Source organism: Mycobacterium sp. 852002-51057_SCH5723018, assembly GCF_001667035.1.
Classification (GTDB): domain Bacteria; phylum Actinomycetota; class Actinomycetes; order Mycobacteriales; family Mycobacteriaceae; genus Mycobacterium.
Window position 1 is genome coordinate 11,999 of record NZ_LZIR01000099.1, and the last position, 17,330, is coordinate 29,328.

Sequence of the window (17,330 nt, forward strand, 5' to 3'; positions counted from 1 at the left end):
CTCAACGCCCGAGTTCTTCGTCGAGGATCGCGAAGAGTTGGCTCTCGGTGGCGGTGTGCAAGTCGTCGTCGATGTGTTCGGAATCCGCGGGGCCGGCGGGAGTGAGGGTGGCGAGCAGGTTCTCGATCAGCTGCGCTTTGTCCTCGGCCGCCCAGCCGGGTTGGTCGAGCAGCGCCTTCAGTTCGCGGGCGATGTCGTGGAAACGGGCCGTCGGGCTGGGTTGGTCAGTGGTGAGGGCTAATTGTGCGTCCAGGTGTCCGGCGAGGATAGCCGGCGTCGGATAGTCGAAAATCAGGGTCGGCGAAAGGGTCAGGCCCGTCGCTGTTTTGAGCCGGTTGCGCAGTTCGACGGCCGTAAGCGAGTCGAAGCCGAGGTCCTGGAACGCGCGGCCGGCGTCGATGTCGGCGCCGTTGGGCAGTCCCAGCACGGTGGCGGCGTTGCCGCAGACGATGTCGACGAGCGCGCGCTGTCGCGCCTCGGCGCTGAGGCCGTGCAGGCGTGCGCTCAGACCGGTCGTCGATGCGGTGGCGTCGGTGTCGGTGACGACGCGGCGGGTGGGGCGGGCGGCCAACTCGCGGAGCAGCGGGGGCAGCGCGGCGGTGTTGTTGGACAGGGCGGTTCGATCCACGCGCGCGGCCACCAGCACGGGACGGTCGACCAGCATGGCGGTGTCGAACGACTCCAGCGCCTGTTCGGTGGACAACGCGCCCAACCCGATCCGGCTCATCCGGGCCTTGTCCCGCTCCCCCAGGTGCGCCGTCATCGCCGAGGTTTGCTCCCATAGCCCCCAGGCCACCGACAATCCCGGCAGCCCCTGGGCGCGCCGATACTGGACCAGGCCGTCCAGGAAGCTGTTCGCCGCCGCATAATTGGCTTGCCCCGGCGTGCCCACGATCCCGGCCATGGACGAAAACACCACGAAGGCAGCCAGATCCCGGTCGCGGGTCAGCTCGTGCAGGTTCCACGCCCCGTCCACTTTGGCGCGCAGCACCGCGGCCACCCGGTCGGGGGTCAACGAGGAGATCAGCCCGTCGTCGAGCACCCCGGCGGCGTGGATCACCGCGCGTAGCGGGTAGCGCGCCGGCAGCTGAGCGATCATCGCGGCCGCGGCGTCGCGGTCGGCCACGTCGCAGGCCAGCACCGACACCTCGGCGCCGCACTGCGCCAGTTGGTCCGCTAGTTCGCCGGCACCCGGGGCGTTCGCGCCGGCGCGGCTGACCAGCACCACATGGGACACCCGGTAGCGGTCGACGAGGTGGCGAGCCAGCGCCGAGCCGGCCATGCCGGTGCCGCCGGTGATCAGCACCGCGCCTCCCGCGAGGGCGCTGCCCGGCAGGGCGAGCACCACCTTGCCTATGTGGCGGGCCTGGCTGACGAACCGATAGGCCTCCGCGGCGCGCCGCACGTCAAAGGCCCTGACCGGCAACGGCCGAACGGCGCCGTCCGCCAACAGCCGCATCGCCTCGGCCAGCATCGCGGCGGTGCGGTCCGGGCCGGCCTCCATCAGGTCGAACGCCCGGTATGCCACCCCCGGATGCCGCTCGGCAACCAGCCCCGGATCGCGAAGGTCCGTCTTGCCCATCTCGATGAAACGTCCGCCGCCCGCCAGCAACCGCAGCGACGCGTCGGTGAACTCACCGGCCAGTGAGTTGAGCACCACATCCACCCCGGCGCCGCCGGTGGCGGCCAAGAACTTCTCCTCGAACTCCACGGTTCGGGAATCGGCAATGTGGTCCTCGTCGAAGCCCATGGCGCGCAAGGTGTCCCACTTGCCGTGGCTCGCGGTAGCGAAAACCTCGGCGCCCCAATGCCTCGCCAGCTGCACCGCGGCCATCCCCACCCCGCCGGTGGCCGCGTGGACCAGCACCCGCTCCCCGCTGCGCAGCCCCGCGAGTTCCGATAGCCCGTACAGCGCAGTCAAAAACACCACCGACACTCCCGCGGCGTCGACCAACGACCACCCCGCCGGCACCCGCGCCACGACACGTTCGTCCACCACCGCTTCGGAACCGACGACGCCCAGCAGCCCCAGCACCGCATCGCCAACCGCCAACCCGGTCACACCCGGCCCGACCTCGGTGATCACCCCGGCGCCCTCGGCCCCCAACTCGCCGCCGCCGGGATACATGCCCAACGCCACCAACACATCCCGGAAATTCACCCCGACCGCGGCCACCGCCACCCGAACCTGCCCAGCGGCCAGGTCCACCCGCGGGCAGGACCGCACCACCAGGTCCTCGAAGGTGCCCCGGCCACCGGCGTCCAACCGCCACTCCCCCGCCGGCAATGCCAACGTCGACCCCACACCCACCGGCGCCAACCGCGCCCCATACGCCACGCCGGCGCGTACCACCAATTGCGGCTCGACACAACCGATGACCGCATGCACGTCCACCGACCCGTCGGAGTCGACGAGCACCACCCGACCGGGATGTTCGGCTTGCGCCGAGCGCACCAGCCCCCACACCGCCGCGCCGGCCAGGTTTGAGACCTCCTCGCCGGCGAGCGCAACGGCCCCGTGGGTCTGCACCACCAACACTGAAGATCCGGTGCCCGCCAGCCAGGACTGCAACACGCCCAGCGCCTCGGCGGTCGCCTCATGCACCGACCGCACCACATCCGGACCGCTGGCCGCGAGCTCCCACACCACAGTGCCGTCGCCAACGGCGTTGTCGTCCAGGGTGATCGGTGACCATGCCACCTCAAACACCCCTTCGGCCGGAGCGGCCGCCGCCGACAACTGGTCGTGAGAAACCGGACGCATCACCAACGATCGCACCGACAACACCGGTAGACCCGCGGCGTCGGCCATTTCCACCGACACCGCGTCGGCGCCGGACGCCACGATGCGGACCCGCGCCCGCGACGCGCCGGCCGCGTGCAACGAAACCCCCTGCCACGAGAACGGCAACGCCGTCCGGCCCTGCTCGCCCGACATTCCCAACGCATGCAACGCCGCGTCCAACAGCACCGGATGCACGCCGAAGCCGCCCGGTAGGCCGGCCGGAACATCGACCTCGGTGAAGATCTCGGTCCCACGCCGCCACATCGCCCGCAGGCCCTGAAACGCGGGACCGTACTCATAGCCAAGCTCCGCCAGCCACTGGTACGCGCCGGCTACGTCCACCGCCGCGGCGCCCACGGGCGGCCACACCGACAAGTCGGCGGCCGGCGCCGCCGGGGCCGCGCTCAGCAGTCCCTGGGCGTGCAGCGTCCATTGCGATCCCGACTGCGCCGCAAGCGAATACACCGCAACCTCACGGTCCCCCGATTCGGACGCGGCGCCGACCAGCACCTGCATCCGTACCCCGCCGGTCGCCGGCAACACCAACGGGGCCGACAACGTCAACTCCTCGACCGTTCCGCAGCCGACCTGGTCCCCGGCCCGGATCACCAGCTCCACGAATGCCGCGCCCGGGAACAACACCGTGCCGGCCACCGCGTGATCCGCCAACCACGGCTGAGCGGCCAGCGATAACCGGCCGGTCAAGCTCACCCCACCCGAGTCGGGCCGCTCCAGAACCGCCGCCAGCAGACCGTGCTCGGCGCCGACCACGCCCAGGCTGCGGGGATCCCCCGACGCCGCCGACCCGCCCGCGAGCCAAAACCGGCGCCGCACAAACCCGTACGTCGGGAGGTCCACCCGACGCCCAGCGGCAAGCGGCGCCCGCCAGTCCACCCGCGCACCGGCCACGTGCGCCTGGGCGGCCGACAGCAAAAACCGTTGCAGCCCACCGTCTTCGCGGCCTAACGAGGGGATGACGACCGCGTCGCCGCCCGGATTGCGGTCGCCCAGCGTCGCCCAGATTTCCTCGATGCCCGTGGTCAAGATCGGATGCGGGCTGCATTCGACGAAGACGCCGTACCCGGCGTCACGCGCGCTGCGCACCGCACGCTCGAATTGCACCGTCTGCCGGATGCTTTGGAACCAGTAATCCCCGTCCAATCCGGCGCCGTCCATGACCTCGCCGGTCACGGTCGAAAAGAAGGCAACCGACGACGGACGCGGCGCGATGCCGGTCAGCGCCTCGGCGAGCGATTCGCGGATCGCGTCCACCTGCCCGGAGTGGGATGCGTAGTCGACGTCGATCATGCGGGCCCGGACGTTGTCGGCCTCGCACCGCCGCATCAGCTCCGCCAGGGCATCGACGTCGCCGGACACCGCCACCGCCGAAAGCCCATTGACCGCGGCGATATTCAGCCGATCGCCCCACAAGGCCACCAGCTCCCGAGCCCGCGACGGCCCGCACGCCAGCGAGACCATGCCCGCGGCGCCCGACAGTCGCAGCAGCAGCCGGCTGCGCAATGCCACCACCCGCGCGGCGTCTTCCAGCGACAGCGCTCCCGCCACACAGGCGGCCGCGATCTCGCCCTGGGAATGCCCGATCACCGCGTCGGGGACCACGCCCATCGAGCGCCACAACTCGGCCAGAGACACCATCACCGCCCACAGCGCCGGCTGCACCACGTCCACCCGATCGAGGCCCGGAGCGCCCGGCACACCGCGGATGACGTCGATCAACGACCATTCCACGTGTTCGGCGAGCGCCTTATCGCATCGCTCCAGATGCTCGGCGAACACCGCCGAAGTGTCGAGCAATTCGGCTCCCATGCCGACCCACTGCGAGCCTTGGCCGGGAAACACGAACACCGTCTTGCCCACCGGCCGCGCCCGCCCGACGACCACCCCGGCTCCGGGCTCTCCAGCAGCCAAACCAGCCAGACCAGAAGCCAATTCGGCCCGATCGGCGCCCACCACCACCGCTCGATGCGAGAACAGCGACCGCGTCCAGACCAGCGACCACCCCACGTCCACCACACGCAGGTCCGGATTGGCCGTCACATGGGCGAGCAGCCGCGCCGCCTGGTTGGCCAGCGCGTCGGGCGAGCGGGCCGACAACACCCACGGCACCACGGCGTCGTCTTCCACCACAAGGCTTTCCGAGTCCGCCGGCTCCGCTGGTGCCTGTTCGACGATCACGTGCGCGTTGGTTCCGCTGATTCCGAACGACGACACCCCCGCACGGCGGGGCCGGTCCTGCGCCGGCCAGGGCCGCGGCTCCGTCAGCAACGACACCGCGCCCACCGACCAATCGACATGCGGCGTAGGCGCGTCCACGTGCAACGTCTTGGGCATCAACCCGTGGCGCATCGCCTGCACCATCTTGATCACCCCGGCGGCACCCGCCGCCGCCGACGTGTGCCCCATGTTCGATTTGATCGACCCCAGCCACAGCGGCCGGTCCGCCGGCCGGTCCTGCCCGTACGTCGCTAGAAGCGCTTGCGCCTCAATGGGATCCCCCAAGGTGGTCCCGGTGCCATGCCCCTCCACCAGGTCGACGTCGGCCGGGCTCAGCCGCGCGTTGGCCAGCGCGGCGCGGATCACCCGCTGCTGCGACGGACCATGGGGCGTCGCCAGTCCGTTGGAGGCACCGTCCTGGTTCACCGCGGATCCTCGCAGCACGGCCAGCACCGGGTGCTCCAGCCGCCGGGCGTCGGCCAACCGCTCCAACACCACGACACCGGCACCCTCGGAAAACCCGGTGCCGTCGGCAGCGCCCGCGTATGCCTTGCACCGACCGTCGGCGGACAGCGCACGCTGCCGACTGAAGTCGACGAACAGCGCCGGGGTGGCCATCACCGTCACGCCACCGGCCAGCGCGCGATCACATTCGCCGGACCGCAGTGACTGCGTCGCCAAGTGCATCGCCACCAACGACGACGAGCATGCCGTATCGACCGACACCGCAGGGCCTTCCAGGCCCAGCGAATACGCCACGCGGCCCGATGCCACGCTCAACGTGGAACCGCGCAGGCCATACCTTTCCAGGTCCCCCGGCATCCGGCCTTGGCCGCCGTAGGAACCGTGGAACACCCCGGCGAACACGCCCGTCGGCGAACCGCGCAACGAATGAGGATCAATCCCGGCCCGCTCCAACGCCTCCCAGGACACCTCCAACAGCAGGCGCTGCTGGGGATCCATCGCCAGCGCCTCGCTGGGCGCGATCCCGAAAAACGCGGCGTCGAAATCGGCCACGTCCGCAAGGAACCCTCCGCACCGGGAGTACGACTTGCCCACCGCGTCGGGATCCGCATCGAACAGGTCCGCCAGATCCCAGCCGCGGTCGGCCGGGAACTCCGATACCACGTCGCGGCCGTCGGCGACCATCTCCCACAGGCCTTCTGGGGAGTCCACCCCGCCCGGATAGCGGCAGGCCATGCCGACGACCGCCACTGGCTCGGTCGCCAGGCCGAGGTACTGACGGTTCTCGTGCTTGAGCCGCTCGTTTTCCTTCAACGATTTTCGGAGGGCCTTGACGAGCTCTTCTTGGGTGCTATTCATGCGCCCCGGCCTCTCGTGCTACTCATGCGATCGGGTGTAGAGCGGCGCGACGATCCCCCGGCCGGTACCGGTCGCGCCTATGTCCCCCCGAACAAGCCCCCCACCAAATCGTCGCCGTCGCATCGCCGTCACTCCCCTACGGCATCACGAGGCGATGCCCTACGGTACGACGAATTCCCCACGAGCACGGCGAATCAGTGCCACCGCAGCAGTACGAGTTCCGAACAAAATCCTGGTCCCATCGCGATCATCAGCCCGGGGCTTTCGCTGGGCGGCGGCCGTTTGGCGATGGTGTCACGCAGCACATGCAATACCGAGGCCGACGAGAGATTGCCGATCTCGCCGAGCGAACGCCACGTCAGCTCGAGGGCCTCCGGCGGCAGGCTGAGGCTCGCGTTGATCGCGTCGATTACCTTGGGACCGCCCGGGTGGCTGACCCAGGCGCCGATGTCCGTCGTCGTCAGGCCGTGCCCGCCCAGGAACCCGGTGACGTCGTCGTTCAGGTACTGCTCCACGACGGCGGCCACATCCTTCGACAGGACGAGCTCGAACCCGGCGGAGCCCACGTCGTAGCCCATGGTGCGCAGCGAGTCGGGATAGAGATGGCTGCGCGAATCCAGGATGGCGGGCCCCTCAAGACCGATCTGTTCGGCGCGGCGCTCGCCGACGGCGATCACTGCCCCGGCCCCGTCGGCGAACAGCGCGCTGCCCACCAGGCCGGCCAGCGACGGCTTGTAGCCGGGGTAGGTCAGCGAGCACAGCTCGACCGACACCAGGGCCGCGACGCCGTCCGGCGCGCCCCGCAGGTAGTCGTGCAGGCGCGCCACGCCCGCGGCGCCGGCCACGCAGCCCAGGCCGAACAGCGGCACCCGGCGCACGTCGTCGCGCAGCCCGAGCCGCCCGACGATGCGAGCATCCAGCGGCGGGACGGCGACGCCGGTCACCGTCGTCGTGACGAGCACGTCGAGATCCTGAGGGCGCAGGCCCGCCTCGTCGAGCGCGCCCGACAGCGCCTCGCAACCGAGGTCCACGGCCTTGTCGATGAAGATGCGATTCGCCGCGCCGAAGTCGGTCAGCGTCGGATACCGCTCCAGCGGCAGGACCAGGTGGCGGCTATTGACCTTGGAGCTGGCGTGCAGCTGCCGAACGATGTCTTCGAAACCCTCGAATTCGGGGATGCTGACGAAAAAGTCCGTGAGTTCTCGCTGGGAATAGCGGTATGGCGGCAGCGCACCGAACACTCCTGCGATGACGCTCATGGATCGCACCCCTTGGTGACGAGAAACTGGGCCGAAAGGTTCAACCAGATGGTTTAGGCCCCGAAGTTTAGTCTCCCGGTATCGCCCTGGCGAGGTACGTAGGTCACCTCACCGATTTTTGGCCAACCGGTCCTTGAGTTGCGCACAGCTCGCCAGGACCCCGTCGAGCTGCTCGGCGACTCGGGCCGGCGCGGTGCCGCCCCGCGCATCGCGCGAAGACACCGATCCCTCGATGGTCAGCACGTCGCGGACCTGCGGCGACAGCTCGGGGCTGATGGCGGCCAGCTCATCGTCGGTCAGCTCGTCGAGCCCGGCGCCGCGGTTCTCGGCGGCCCGCACGGCCGACCCGGCGGCCTCGTGCGCGGACCGGAACGGGACGCCTTGGCGCACGAGCCATTCGGCGATGTCGGTGGCCAGGGTGTAGCCGGCCGGGGCCAGGGCCGCCATCCGCTCGACGTCGAAGGTCAGGCTGGCCACCAGCCCAGCCATGGCTGGCAGCAGCAGCTCCAGCTGGGCCACCGCGTCGAACACCGGCTCCTTGTCCTCCTGCAGGTCACGGTTGTAGGCCAGCGGCTGGGCCTTCAGCGTGGCCAGCAGCCCGGCCAGGTTGCCGATCAGCCGACCGGCCTTGCCGCGGGCCAGCTCGGCGATGTCGGGGTTCTTCTTTTGCGGCATGATCGAGCTGCCGGTGGACCAGGAATCGTGCAGGGTGACGTAGCCGAACTCCGTCGAGCTCCAGATGATGATGTCCTCGGCCAGCCGGGACAGGTCGACGGCGATCATGGCGAAGACGAACGCGGCCTCGGCGGCGAAATCCCGGGCCGCCGTGGCGTCCACGGAATTGTCGGCGGCGGCCGAAAATCCCAGCTCGGCGGCGATGGCGTCGGGGTCCAGCCCGAGCGACGAGCCGGCCAGCGCGCCCGAGCCGTACGGGGACACCGCCGCGCGCTTGTCGAAGTCGACAATGCGGTCGACGTCGCGCAGCAGCGGGTGGGCATGGGCGAGCAGGTGGTGGGCCAGCAGGATCGGCTGGGCGGACTGCAGGTGCGTCTTGCCGGGCATGACGGCAGTCGGGTGCGCGGCGGCCTGGGCGGCCAGCGCGGCGACCACCTCGAGCGCCCCGGCCGCGACGCGCCGCACCGCGTCGCGCAGCCACATCCGGAACAGGGTGGCCACCTGGTCGTTGCGCGACCGACCGGCCCGCAGCCGCCCGCCCAGGTCGGGACCGACCCGGTCGATCAGCCCACGCTCCAACGCGGCGTGCACGTCCTCGTCGGTGACCAGCGGCGAAAAGCTGCCGTCGGCCACGTCCTCGGCCAGGCTGTCCAGCCCGGCCAGCAGGCCGTCGCGCTGCTCCTCGGTGAGCAACCCGGCCCGGTACAGGATCACCGTGTGCGCCCGCGAGGCGACGATGTCGTAGGGCGCCAGCACCCAGTCGAAGTGCGTCGACTTGCTCAGCGCGGCCAGCGCGTCGGACGGGCCGGCGGCGAACCGCCCGCCCCACAGCGACCCCTCCCGGGTGCTCACTTTTGCTCCGCGAGCAGACGCAAAAGCCCCTCGGCGCCCGGCGTGTGGGGGGCTTTTACGTCTGGTCGGCAGAAGCTCACCGATGGTCCCGGCGGGCCGCGATCTTCGACGACAACCCGTGCACGTAGACGAACCCCTTGGCGGCCGACTGGTCGAAGCTGTCGCCCTCGTCGTAGGTGGCCAGGTTGAAGTCGTAGAGCGACTCGGCGCTGCGCCGGCCGTTGACGGCGATGTGGCCGCCGTGCAGCACCATCCGAACCTCGCCGGTGACGTGCTCCTGGGTCTTGGCGACGAAGCTCTCCAGGGCGGCCTTCAGCGGCGAGTACCACAGCCCGTCGTAGACCAGCTCGGCCCAGCGCTGGTCGGTCTGCCGCTTGAACCGGCCCAGCTCGCGCTCGAGGGTGACGTGTTCGAGTTCGGTGTGCGCGGTGATCAGCACCATCGCGCCCGGGGCCTCGTAGATCTCGCGGCTCTTGATGCCCACCAGCCGGTCCTCGACGACGTCGAGGCGCCCGACGCCCTGCGCGCCGGCGCGGCGGTTGAGCTCCTCGATGGCCTGCAGCATCGACACCGGATTGCCGTCGATGGACACCGGTACGCCGCGCTCGAAGCCGACGATCACCTCGTCGGGGGTGCTCCAGTTCAGGGTGGGGTCTTCGGTGTAGGCGTAAATGTCTTTGGTGGGGGCGTTCCACAGGTGTTCCAAGAAGCCGGTTTCCACCGCGCGGCCCCACACGTTCTGGTCGATCGAGAACGGCGAGCGCTTGGTGACGTTGATCGGGATGGCGTTCTCCTCGGCGAAGGCGATGGCCTTCTCCCGCGTCCACGCGTAGTCACGCACCGGCGCGAGCACCTCGAGATCGGGTGCCAGCGAGGCGAATCCGACCTCGAAGCGGACCTGGTCGTTGCCCTTGCCGGTGCAGCCGTGCGCGACGATGCCGCCGCCGTGCTCGCGGGCCGCCGCGACCAGGTGCTTGACGATCAGCGGCCGGCTGATCGCCGACACCAGCGGGTAGCGGTCCATGTACAGCGCGTTGTTCTGCACCGTCGGCAGGCAGTAGCGCTCGGCGAACTCGTCGCGGGCGTCGACGACGACGGCCTCCACGGCGCCGCAGTCCAGGGCCCGCTGGCGCACCACCTCCATGTCCTCGCCGCCCTGGCCGAGGTCGATCGCTACCGCCACAACCTCGCGGCCGGTCTCTTTGCCGATCCAGCTGATTGCCACCGAGGTGTCCAGGCCGCCGGAATACGCCAGGATGACGCGTTCTGACATAAACCGATCTCCTTACCGAAGGTTTTCGAACATGCCCGCGAGTTCCGCACCAGTCATCGGCTCACGGGCGACCACGAGGATGGTGTCATCGCCGGCGACGGTGCCGACCACGTACGGTAGCGCCGCGCGGTCGATGGCGCTGGCCAGGTAGTGGGCGGCACCCGGCGGCGTGCGCAGCACGGCGAGGTTGCCGCTGGCGTCGGTCGACACCAGCAGCTCGCCGAGCAGCCGCGACATCCGGTCGGTGCCGCCGGACACCCCGCGCACCGGGCTGCCGTCCTCGGGAACGATGTAGACGCCGACGCCGCCGTCGGCGCCGCGCAGCTTCACCGCGCCCAGCTCTTCGAGGTCCCGCGACAGCGTGGCCTGGGTGACATCGATGCCCTCGCCGGCCAGCCGGGCCGCCAGTTCGCTTTGGCTGCTGATCGGCGCCGACGACAGGATCGCCACGATGCGGGCCTGCCGGCCGGCCCGGGTGGTTTCGGGGCTGGCCTTCGAGCGGGTCACCGGGATCGCTCCAGCAGCCACACCAGCAGCGCCTTTTGGGCGTGCAGCCGGTTTTCGGCCTCGTCCCACACCACGCTGGCCGGCCCGTCCATCACCTCGTCGGTGATCTCGTCGCCACGGTGGGCCGGAAGGCAGTGCAGCACAACGGCTTCCGGATCCGCCAGCGACACGAGCCGCGCGTTGACCTGAAACGGCCGGAACGGCGTGAGCCGGTCCAGCCCGTCGTCCTCTTGGCCCATCGACGTCCACGTGTCGGTCACCAGGACGTCGGCGCCCTTGGCGGCCGCGTCGGCGTCTGCGGTCAGGGTGACCGAGGCGCCGGTGGCCGCGGCGCGGCGCCGGGCCGCGGCCACCACCGCCGGGTCGGGTGCGAAGCCGTCGGGCGCGGCGACGGCGACGTGGATGCCGGCGGTGACCCCGCCGAGCAGCAGCGAGTGCGCCATGTTGTTGGCGCCGTCACCAAAGTAGGAGAGCCGCAAGCCTTTCAGCGGCCCCTTACGTTCGGCGATGGTCTGCAGGTCGGCCAGCACCTGGCAGGGGTGGAACTCGTCAGAAAGTGCGTTGACCACCGGCACCGTCGCGGTGGCGGCCATCGCGTCCAGCCGGTCCTGTCCGAAGGTCCGCCACACGATGGCCTCGACGTAGCGGGACAACACCTGCGCGGTGTCGCCCAGCGTCTCGTCGCGGCCCAACTGGGTGCTGCGGGCGTCGACGACGACGGCATGCCCACCCAGCTGGGCGATGCCCACCTCGAACGAGAACCGGGTGCGGGTCGAGCTTTTGTCGAAGATGACGGCGACACCGCGCGGCCCCTCTAGGGGACGACGGCTGAACGGGTCCTTCTTCAGGTCGGCGGCCAGCTGCAGCACCTCGGCCTGCTCGTCGGATGTCAAGTCGTCGTCACGCAGGAAGTGTCGAATCACTGTGTCGCTCCTGCGGTCTCGAGGATGCCCGGCATCGCCTCGAGGAAGCTCTCGATCTGGGCTTCGGTGACGATCAGCGGCGGCGCCAGCCGGATGACGTCGGGTGCGGCGGCGTTGATCAGGAAGCCGGCGTCTCGGGCGGCGGCCTCGGCGTCCTTGGCGCGTGGCTCCGAAAGCACAATGCCCCAGAGCAATCCGCGGCCGCGCACGTGGTCGATCAGCGGGTGACCGAGTTTTTCGATGCCGTGGCGCACCGACTTGCCGAGCAGCTCGGCGTGCCGGATGAGGTCGTCGGCCGCAATCGTCCGCAACACCGCCAGCGCCGCCGCCGTGCAGATCGGGTTGCCGCCGAAGGTGCTGCCGTGCAGGCCGGGGGTCAGTAGCTCGGCCGCGGGACCGACGGCCAGGCACGCCCCGATCGGCAGCCCGCCGCCGAGCCCCTTGGCCATGGTCACCACGTCGGGGGTGATGCCGTCGTGCTGATGGGCGAAAAAGGCGCCGGTGCGGCCCATTCCGGTCTGCACCTCGTCGAGCACCAGCAAGGCGCCGTGCCGCGCCGTGATGTCGCGCGCGGCCGCCAGGTAACCCTCGGGCGGAACCACGACGCCGCTCTCCCCCATGATCGGTTCGAGGAACACCGCGGCGGTCTCGCCGTCGACCGCGGCGGCCAGCGCGCCGGTGTCGCCGTAGGGCACGTGCGTGACGTCACCGGGCAGCGGCGCGAACGGCGCCTGCTTGGACGGCTGGCCCGTCAGCGCCAGCGAACCCATCGTGCGACCGTGGAAAGCCTCTTGCGCCGCTACGAGTTTGGTGCGTCCGGTGAGCCGCGACAGCTTGAACGCCACCTCGTTGGCCTCGGTGCCGGAATTGCAGAAGAACACCCGCGCCGGGGCCTCCGCTGCCAGTAGAGCGACCAGTTCCTCGGCCAGCGCGACCCCCGGCTGGGTCGCGTACAGGTTGGAGGTGTGGCCCAGCGTCGCCATCTGGTGCGTGACGGCCTCGATGACCGCCGGGTGCCGATGCCCGAGGACGTTGACTGCGATGCCGCCGAGCAGGTCCAGGTAGGTCTTGCCGTCGACGTCGGTGACCACGGCGCCGTCCCCGCTGGCCAACGCCACCGGCGGGGTGCCGTAGTTGTGCATCATCACGGCGTCCCACCGCTGCTGCAGTGCCTCGGTTTCACTCACGGTCAATGGTGCCGCTCCTCCGCATCGCTGCGTCCCCCTCGCCGCTGCGCGGCTGGGGGTGCCCCCACTGCATCGTCGCCGTCACGCGCTCACCACCTTGGTTCCGGTGCCCGCGTCGGTGAAAAGCTCCACCAACACGCAGTGTTCGACCCTGCCGTCGATGACGTGCGCGCTGGGCACGCCGCCGGTGACGGCGCGCAGGCACGCCTCCACTTTGGGGATCATGCCCGCCTCCAGCGTGGGCAGCAGTTGCGCCAGTGTGGCGGTGTCGATCTCGCTGACCAGCGAACCGCGGTCCGGCCAGCTGGTGTACAAGCCTTCGACATCGGTGAGCATCAACAGCTTTTCGGCCCCCAGGGCGTCGGCCAGTGCCGCCGCGGCGGTGTCGGCGTTGATGTTGTGCACCACGCCCTCGGCGTCCGGCGCCAGTGTCGACACCACCGGAATGCGGCCCGCGGCAATCAAGTCCAGCACCGCGGCGGTGTTGACCAGCTCGACGTCGCCGACCAGGCCGATGTCGGTGGCCACCCCGTCGACGGTCACGCTGCGCCGCACGGCGGTGAACAGGTGCGCGTCCTCGCCGGTGATGCCGACGGCGTAGGGCCCGTGGGCGTTGATCAGGTTGACCAGTTGCCGGCCCACATGTCCGAAGAGCACCATCCGCGCGACGTCGAGCACTTCCGGTGTGGTGACCCGGAATCCGCCCTTGAAGTCACCTTCGATGCCGAGCCGCCGCAGCATGGCGCTGATTTGTGGGCCGCCGCCGTGCACCACGACGGGGTGGATGCCGCAATTGCGCAGGAACGCCATGTCGGCGGCGAAGGCGTGCCGCAGCGTGTCGTCGGTCATCGCGTTGCCGCCGTATTTGATGACGACGATCCTGCCGTGCAACTGCTTGAGCCACGGCAGGGCTTCGGCCAGCACCTGGGCCTTGACCTGGGTGGGCAGTGCTTCGACGTTCAGGGTCATGAGCTGTAGGCCGAGTTCTCTTCGACGTAGCCGTGCGACAGGTCGGTGGTGCGGATGGCGGCAGAGGCTTCGCCGATGCGCAGGTTGACGGCGATGTCGATGTCGGCCCCGGACAGGTCCACCTCGCGCGCGCCCGGAGCGCCGACCCCGTCGACGCACACCGCGGAACCGTTGAACGACACCCCGATTCGATCGGGGTCCAGCGCGATGGGCGCCATGCCGACGGCCGCCAGCACCCGGCCCCAGTTCGGGTCGGAGCCGAACACCGCCGTCTTGACCAGGCTGTCGCGAGCGATCACCCGCGCGGCGGTCAGCGCGTCGGCGTCGGAGGCGGCCCCGGTGACGGTCACGGTGACCCGTTTGGTGACGCCCTCGGCGTCGGCCTGCAGCTGAGCGCACAGGTCGTCACACACCCGCAGCACGGCGTCGTCGAGATCGGCCTGGCTCGGCCGGATTTCGCTGGCTCCCGACGCCAGCAGCAGCACGGTGTCGTTGGTCGAACAGCAGCCGTCGATGTCGAGGCGGTCGAAGGTGCGGGCGGTCGCATGGCGCAGCGCCCGGTCGAGCGCCTCGGGCGAAACGGCGGCGTCGGTGGTGAGCACGCACAGCATGGTGGCCAACGACGGCGCCAGCATACCGGCACCCTTGGCCATCCCGCCGAGTGTCCAGTTGTTCCGATGGTGCAGCGCAACCTGTTTGGGGACGGTGTCGGTGGTCATGATGGCCTGCGCGGCCTCGTCGCCGCCGGTCAGCCCGCCGGCCATGTCCTGCACGATTTCGCGGACACCGGCCAGCACCTTGTCCATCGGCAAGCGGTCGCCGATCAGCCCGGTGGAGCAGACGGCGACCTCGATGGCGCCGGTCTCGGTTCCCCAGTCAGACAGCGCGGCCGCGACCGCCTCAGCGGTGGCGTGGGTGTCCTGGAAGCCGACGGGTCCAGTGCAGGCGTTGGCGCCGCCGGAATTGAGGATCACCGCGCGCAGCTGTCCGGTAGTCAGCACCTGCTGGGTCCACAGCACCGGGGCCGCCTTGACCTTGTTGCGGGTGAACACGCCCGCCGCCGCGTAGTCGGGTCCCTCGTTGAAGACCAACGCGAGGTCGCGACCGCCGGATGCCTTGATTCCGGCGGCGACGCCGGCGGCACGGAACCCGGCGGGCGCGGTGACGCCCTGTTCGCGCAGCAGCCGCGCCTCAGTCGTTTGGGTCACGGCGCGACCCCGATCACCGAAAGGCCTTCTGCCTCGGGCCAACCCAGCGCCAGGTTCATCGACTGCACGGCCGCGCCGCCCGTGCCCTTGACCAGGTTGTCGATCGCGGCGATCGCCACGAAGGTCTGGGCGGCCTCGTCCACCGCGACGGCGAGGTGCGCGGCGTTGCTGCCGATCACCGCCCCGGTGCGGGGCAGCTGCCCTTCGGGCAGCAGGTAGACGAATGGCTCGGTGTCGTAAGCCTTTTCGTAGGCGGCCCGCAGCTGCGATAGCGGCGCACGGGTGCGGGCGGTGCAGGTGGCCAGGATGCCGCGGGAGGTCGGGATGAGCACCGGGGTGAACGAGACGGTGACGTCGCGGTCGGTGACGGCGCCGAGTCCCTGCACGATCTCGGGAGTGTGCCGGTGCGCCCCGGCGATGTTGTAGGCGCGCGCCGATCCGATGACCTCCGAGCCGAGCAGGTCGGTCTTGGCCGCGCGGCCGGCGCCGGAGGTGCCGCTGACCGCGACCACCGCGACGGCGGGCTCGATGAGGTCCTCGGCGACCGCGGGCAGCAACGCCAGCAGCGCCGCGGTCGGGTAGCAGCCCGGAACGGCGATGCGCCGAGCGTCGCGCAGCCGCTCCCGTGCGCCGGGCAGCTCGGGCAGGCCGTATGGCCAGCTGCCCGCGTGCGGGGACCCGTAGAACCGCTCCCAGGCGGCGGGGTCGGTGAGCCGGAAGTCGGCGCCGCAGTCGATGATCAGGGTTTGGGGGCTGAGCCGTTCGGCCAGCGCGGCCGAATGCCCATGCGGCAAGGCCAGGAAGACGACGTCATGGCTTTCCAGCGCGGCGGGCTCGGTGGGTTCAACGACGCGCTGTGCCAACGGGATTAGGTGGGGATGGTGCTCCCCCAGCGTGCTGCCGGCGCTCGCCGCAGCGGTCACCGCGCCGATCGTGAGCCGACCGTCGGCATGGGCCGGGTGCCCGAGCAGTAGCCGTAGGATTTCGCCGCCTGCGTAGCCGGTGGCACCGGCGACCGCCACCCTCAATACGTCGGCCATTTCGACGATTCTGCATGGTTATGCACTCATTTGCAAACCCATGTCATCGACCGGGAAGTGCCGGGTGCCCAGGGGGCCGCCTGTCGGTCGTGGCTCTAGCTTCGGGAGAGCCCGGTACCTACACGCGCCCCCTGGGCGCCACCCGTGGCCTAGCCGCTGACGCCCACGCTCACGTTCAGGGCCGCCTGCAGCGAAAGCAGCAGGTTGGTCAGGGCGAGCGACAACGAACCGCCCAGTGCGCCACCGGCCTGGGCAAGTCCGGTGGTAGCACCGGCAATGCCGGTCACCAGGGCCGCCCCGACGTCGATCAGGCCCGGGAATCCAACGGCCAGGGTCGACGAGAAACCGTTGCTGATCGCCCCACCAATCTGGGCCGCGGTGTCGCCCCAGATCGTCGCCAGCGCAGCACCCGTGCCGGTCAGCCCGGACAGCCCCGCGGCCAGGCCGCCGCCCAACATTTCAGCACTCTGGATCACACCCGACAGGCCACCGGTCAAGCCGGCCCCCAGTGCCAGACCGGCGTTCGCTAGACCCGCACCGAGGTTGGCGGACAGGGCGGCGTTGATCGACACCGCCAGGCTGGGCAGGTCCAGTGCGGGCAGCGAGGCGACGAGGTTGGCCGCCAGGGTTTCACCGGTCTGGATCGCCCCGTTCAGGGCCGTCTGGAAGCCGGCCGTCAGGTTGCCCAGGTTGCCGGCAAAGTTGGCCGCCAACGTTTCGCCGGTCTGGATCAACCCGCTCAGGTTGGCGCCCAGGTTCAGGCTGCCGTTGAGCGCCGCGCTCAGCGAGGCACCCAGGCCGCCGAGGGCCGCATTCAGCGAGGCACCGAACGATCCACCCAGTCCGTTGAGCGCCGCAGACAGTTCAGCACTGAGCGCACCCAGGTTCGGCAACGTGAACGGCGGCAGGGTGAACGGCGGGAGCGTAATCGGCGGCAGGCCCGGCAGCGCCAAGCTGCCCGACAACAACGCGTTCAGCCCCGCACTAATGTCCGCACCCAGGTTCGGCAACGGCGGCAACGGCGGCAACGTGAACGGCGGCAACGCAAACGGCGGCAACGTCAACGAAATCGGCGGCAGGCCCGGCAGCGCCAA

10 protein-coding genes and 1 pseudogene are annotated in these 17,330 nt (G+C 70.3%); all 11 read right to left on the reverse strand.

The window, feature by feature from the left end; genetic code table 11:
- Window position 1: 1 nt before the first annotated feature.
- Entirely contained in the window at window positions 2–6,343 is a 6,342-nt protein-coding gene (locus A5764_RS21240) for a type I polyketide synthase (RefSeq protein WP_067116737.1), read from the reverse strand.
- 194 nt (window positions 6,344–6,537) lie between these two features.
- The gene (locus A5764_RS21245) at window positions 6,538–7,611 is read right to left on the reverse strand and encodes a type III polyketide synthase (RefSeq protein ID WP_255361118.1); all 1,074 of its coding nucleotides are present in this window, start codon (window positions 7,609–7,611) and stop codon (window positions 6,538–6,540) included.
- Between the two features lie 99 nt (window positions 7,612–7,710).
- On the reverse strand, window positions 7,711–9,129 hold the full coding sequence (gene argH / locus A5764_RS21250; protein WP_067116743.1) for an argininosuccinate lyase: 1,419 nt from the start codon (window positions 9,127–9,129) through the stop codon (window positions 7,711–7,713).
- 76 nt (window positions 9,130–9,205) lie between these two features.
- Window positions 9,206–10,402 carry an argininosuccinate synthase gene (locus A5764_RS21255; RefSeq protein ID WP_067116746.1) on the reverse strand — a complete coding sequence of 399 codons (1,197 nt, stop codon included), beginning with the start codon at window positions 10,400–10,402 and terminating at the stop codon, window positions 9,206–9,208.
- Between the two features lie 12 nt (window positions 10,403–10,414).
- The gene (locus A5764_RS21260; RefSeq protein ID WP_369807350.1) at window positions 10,415–10,915 is read right to left on the reverse strand and encodes an arginine repressor; all 501 of its coding nucleotides are present in this window, start codon (window positions 10,913–10,915) and stop codon (window positions 10,415–10,417) included.
- Window positions 10,906–11,832 carry an ornithine carbamoyltransferase gene (argF, locus tag A5764_RS21265; protein ID WP_067116752.1) on the reverse strand — a complete coding sequence of 309 codons (927 nt, stop codon included), beginning with the start codon at window positions 11,830–11,832 and terminating at the stop codon, window positions 10,906–10,908. The genes A5764_RS21260 and argF overlap by 10 nt, the downstream gene beginning before the upstream one ends.
- Window positions 11,829–13,019 (reverse strand): acetylornithine transaminase, encoded by a 1,191-nt coding sequence (locus A5764_RS21270; RefSeq protein ID WP_067116755.1) that lies wholly within the window; start codon window positions 13,017–13,019, stop codon window positions 11,829–11,831. Before A5764_RS21270 ends, argF begins: the two co-directional genes overlap by 4 nt.
- A gap of 81 nt (window positions 13,020–13,100) precedes the next feature.
- Complete coding sequence (argB, locus tag A5764_RS21275) at window positions 13,101–13,988, reverse strand: acetylglutamate kinase (protein ID WP_067116758.1); 888 nt, start codon at window positions 13,986–13,988, stop codon at window positions 13,101–13,103.
- Entirely contained in the window at window positions 13,985–15,196 is a 1,212-nt protein-coding gene (gene argJ, locus A5764_RS21280; protein ID WP_067116761.1) for a bifunctional glutamate N-acetyltransferase/amino-acid acetyltransferase ArgJ, read from the reverse strand. Before argJ ends, argB begins: the two co-directional genes overlap by 4 nt.
- Window positions 15,193–16,252 (reverse strand): annotated as a pseudogene (gene argC / locus A5764_RS21285) (N-acetyl-gamma-glutamyl-phosphate reductase). The gene argJ and the pseudogene argC overlap by 4 nt, the downstream one beginning before the upstream one ends.
- Before the next feature lie 133 nt (window positions 16,253–16,385).
- Window positions 16,386–17,330, reverse strand: a 945-nt coding sequence (locus tag A5764_RS28960; protein ID WP_197501658.1) for a hypothetical protein, incomplete at its 5' end; no start/stop codon positions are given.

Coding starts and splice junctions, on each gene's coding strand:
- A5764_RS21240 (WP_067116737.1), bottom strand. CDS start 6,343: ATGAATAGCACCCAAGAAGAGCTCGTCAAGGCCCTCCGAAAATCGTTG.
- A5764_RS21255 (WP_067116746.1), bottom strand. CDS start 10,402: ATGTCAGAACGCGTCATCCTGGCGTATTCCGGCGGCCTGGACACCTCG.
- argB (WP_067116758.1), bottom strand. CDS start 13,988: ATGACCCTGAACGTCGAAGCACTGCCCACCCAGGTCAAGGCCCAGGTG.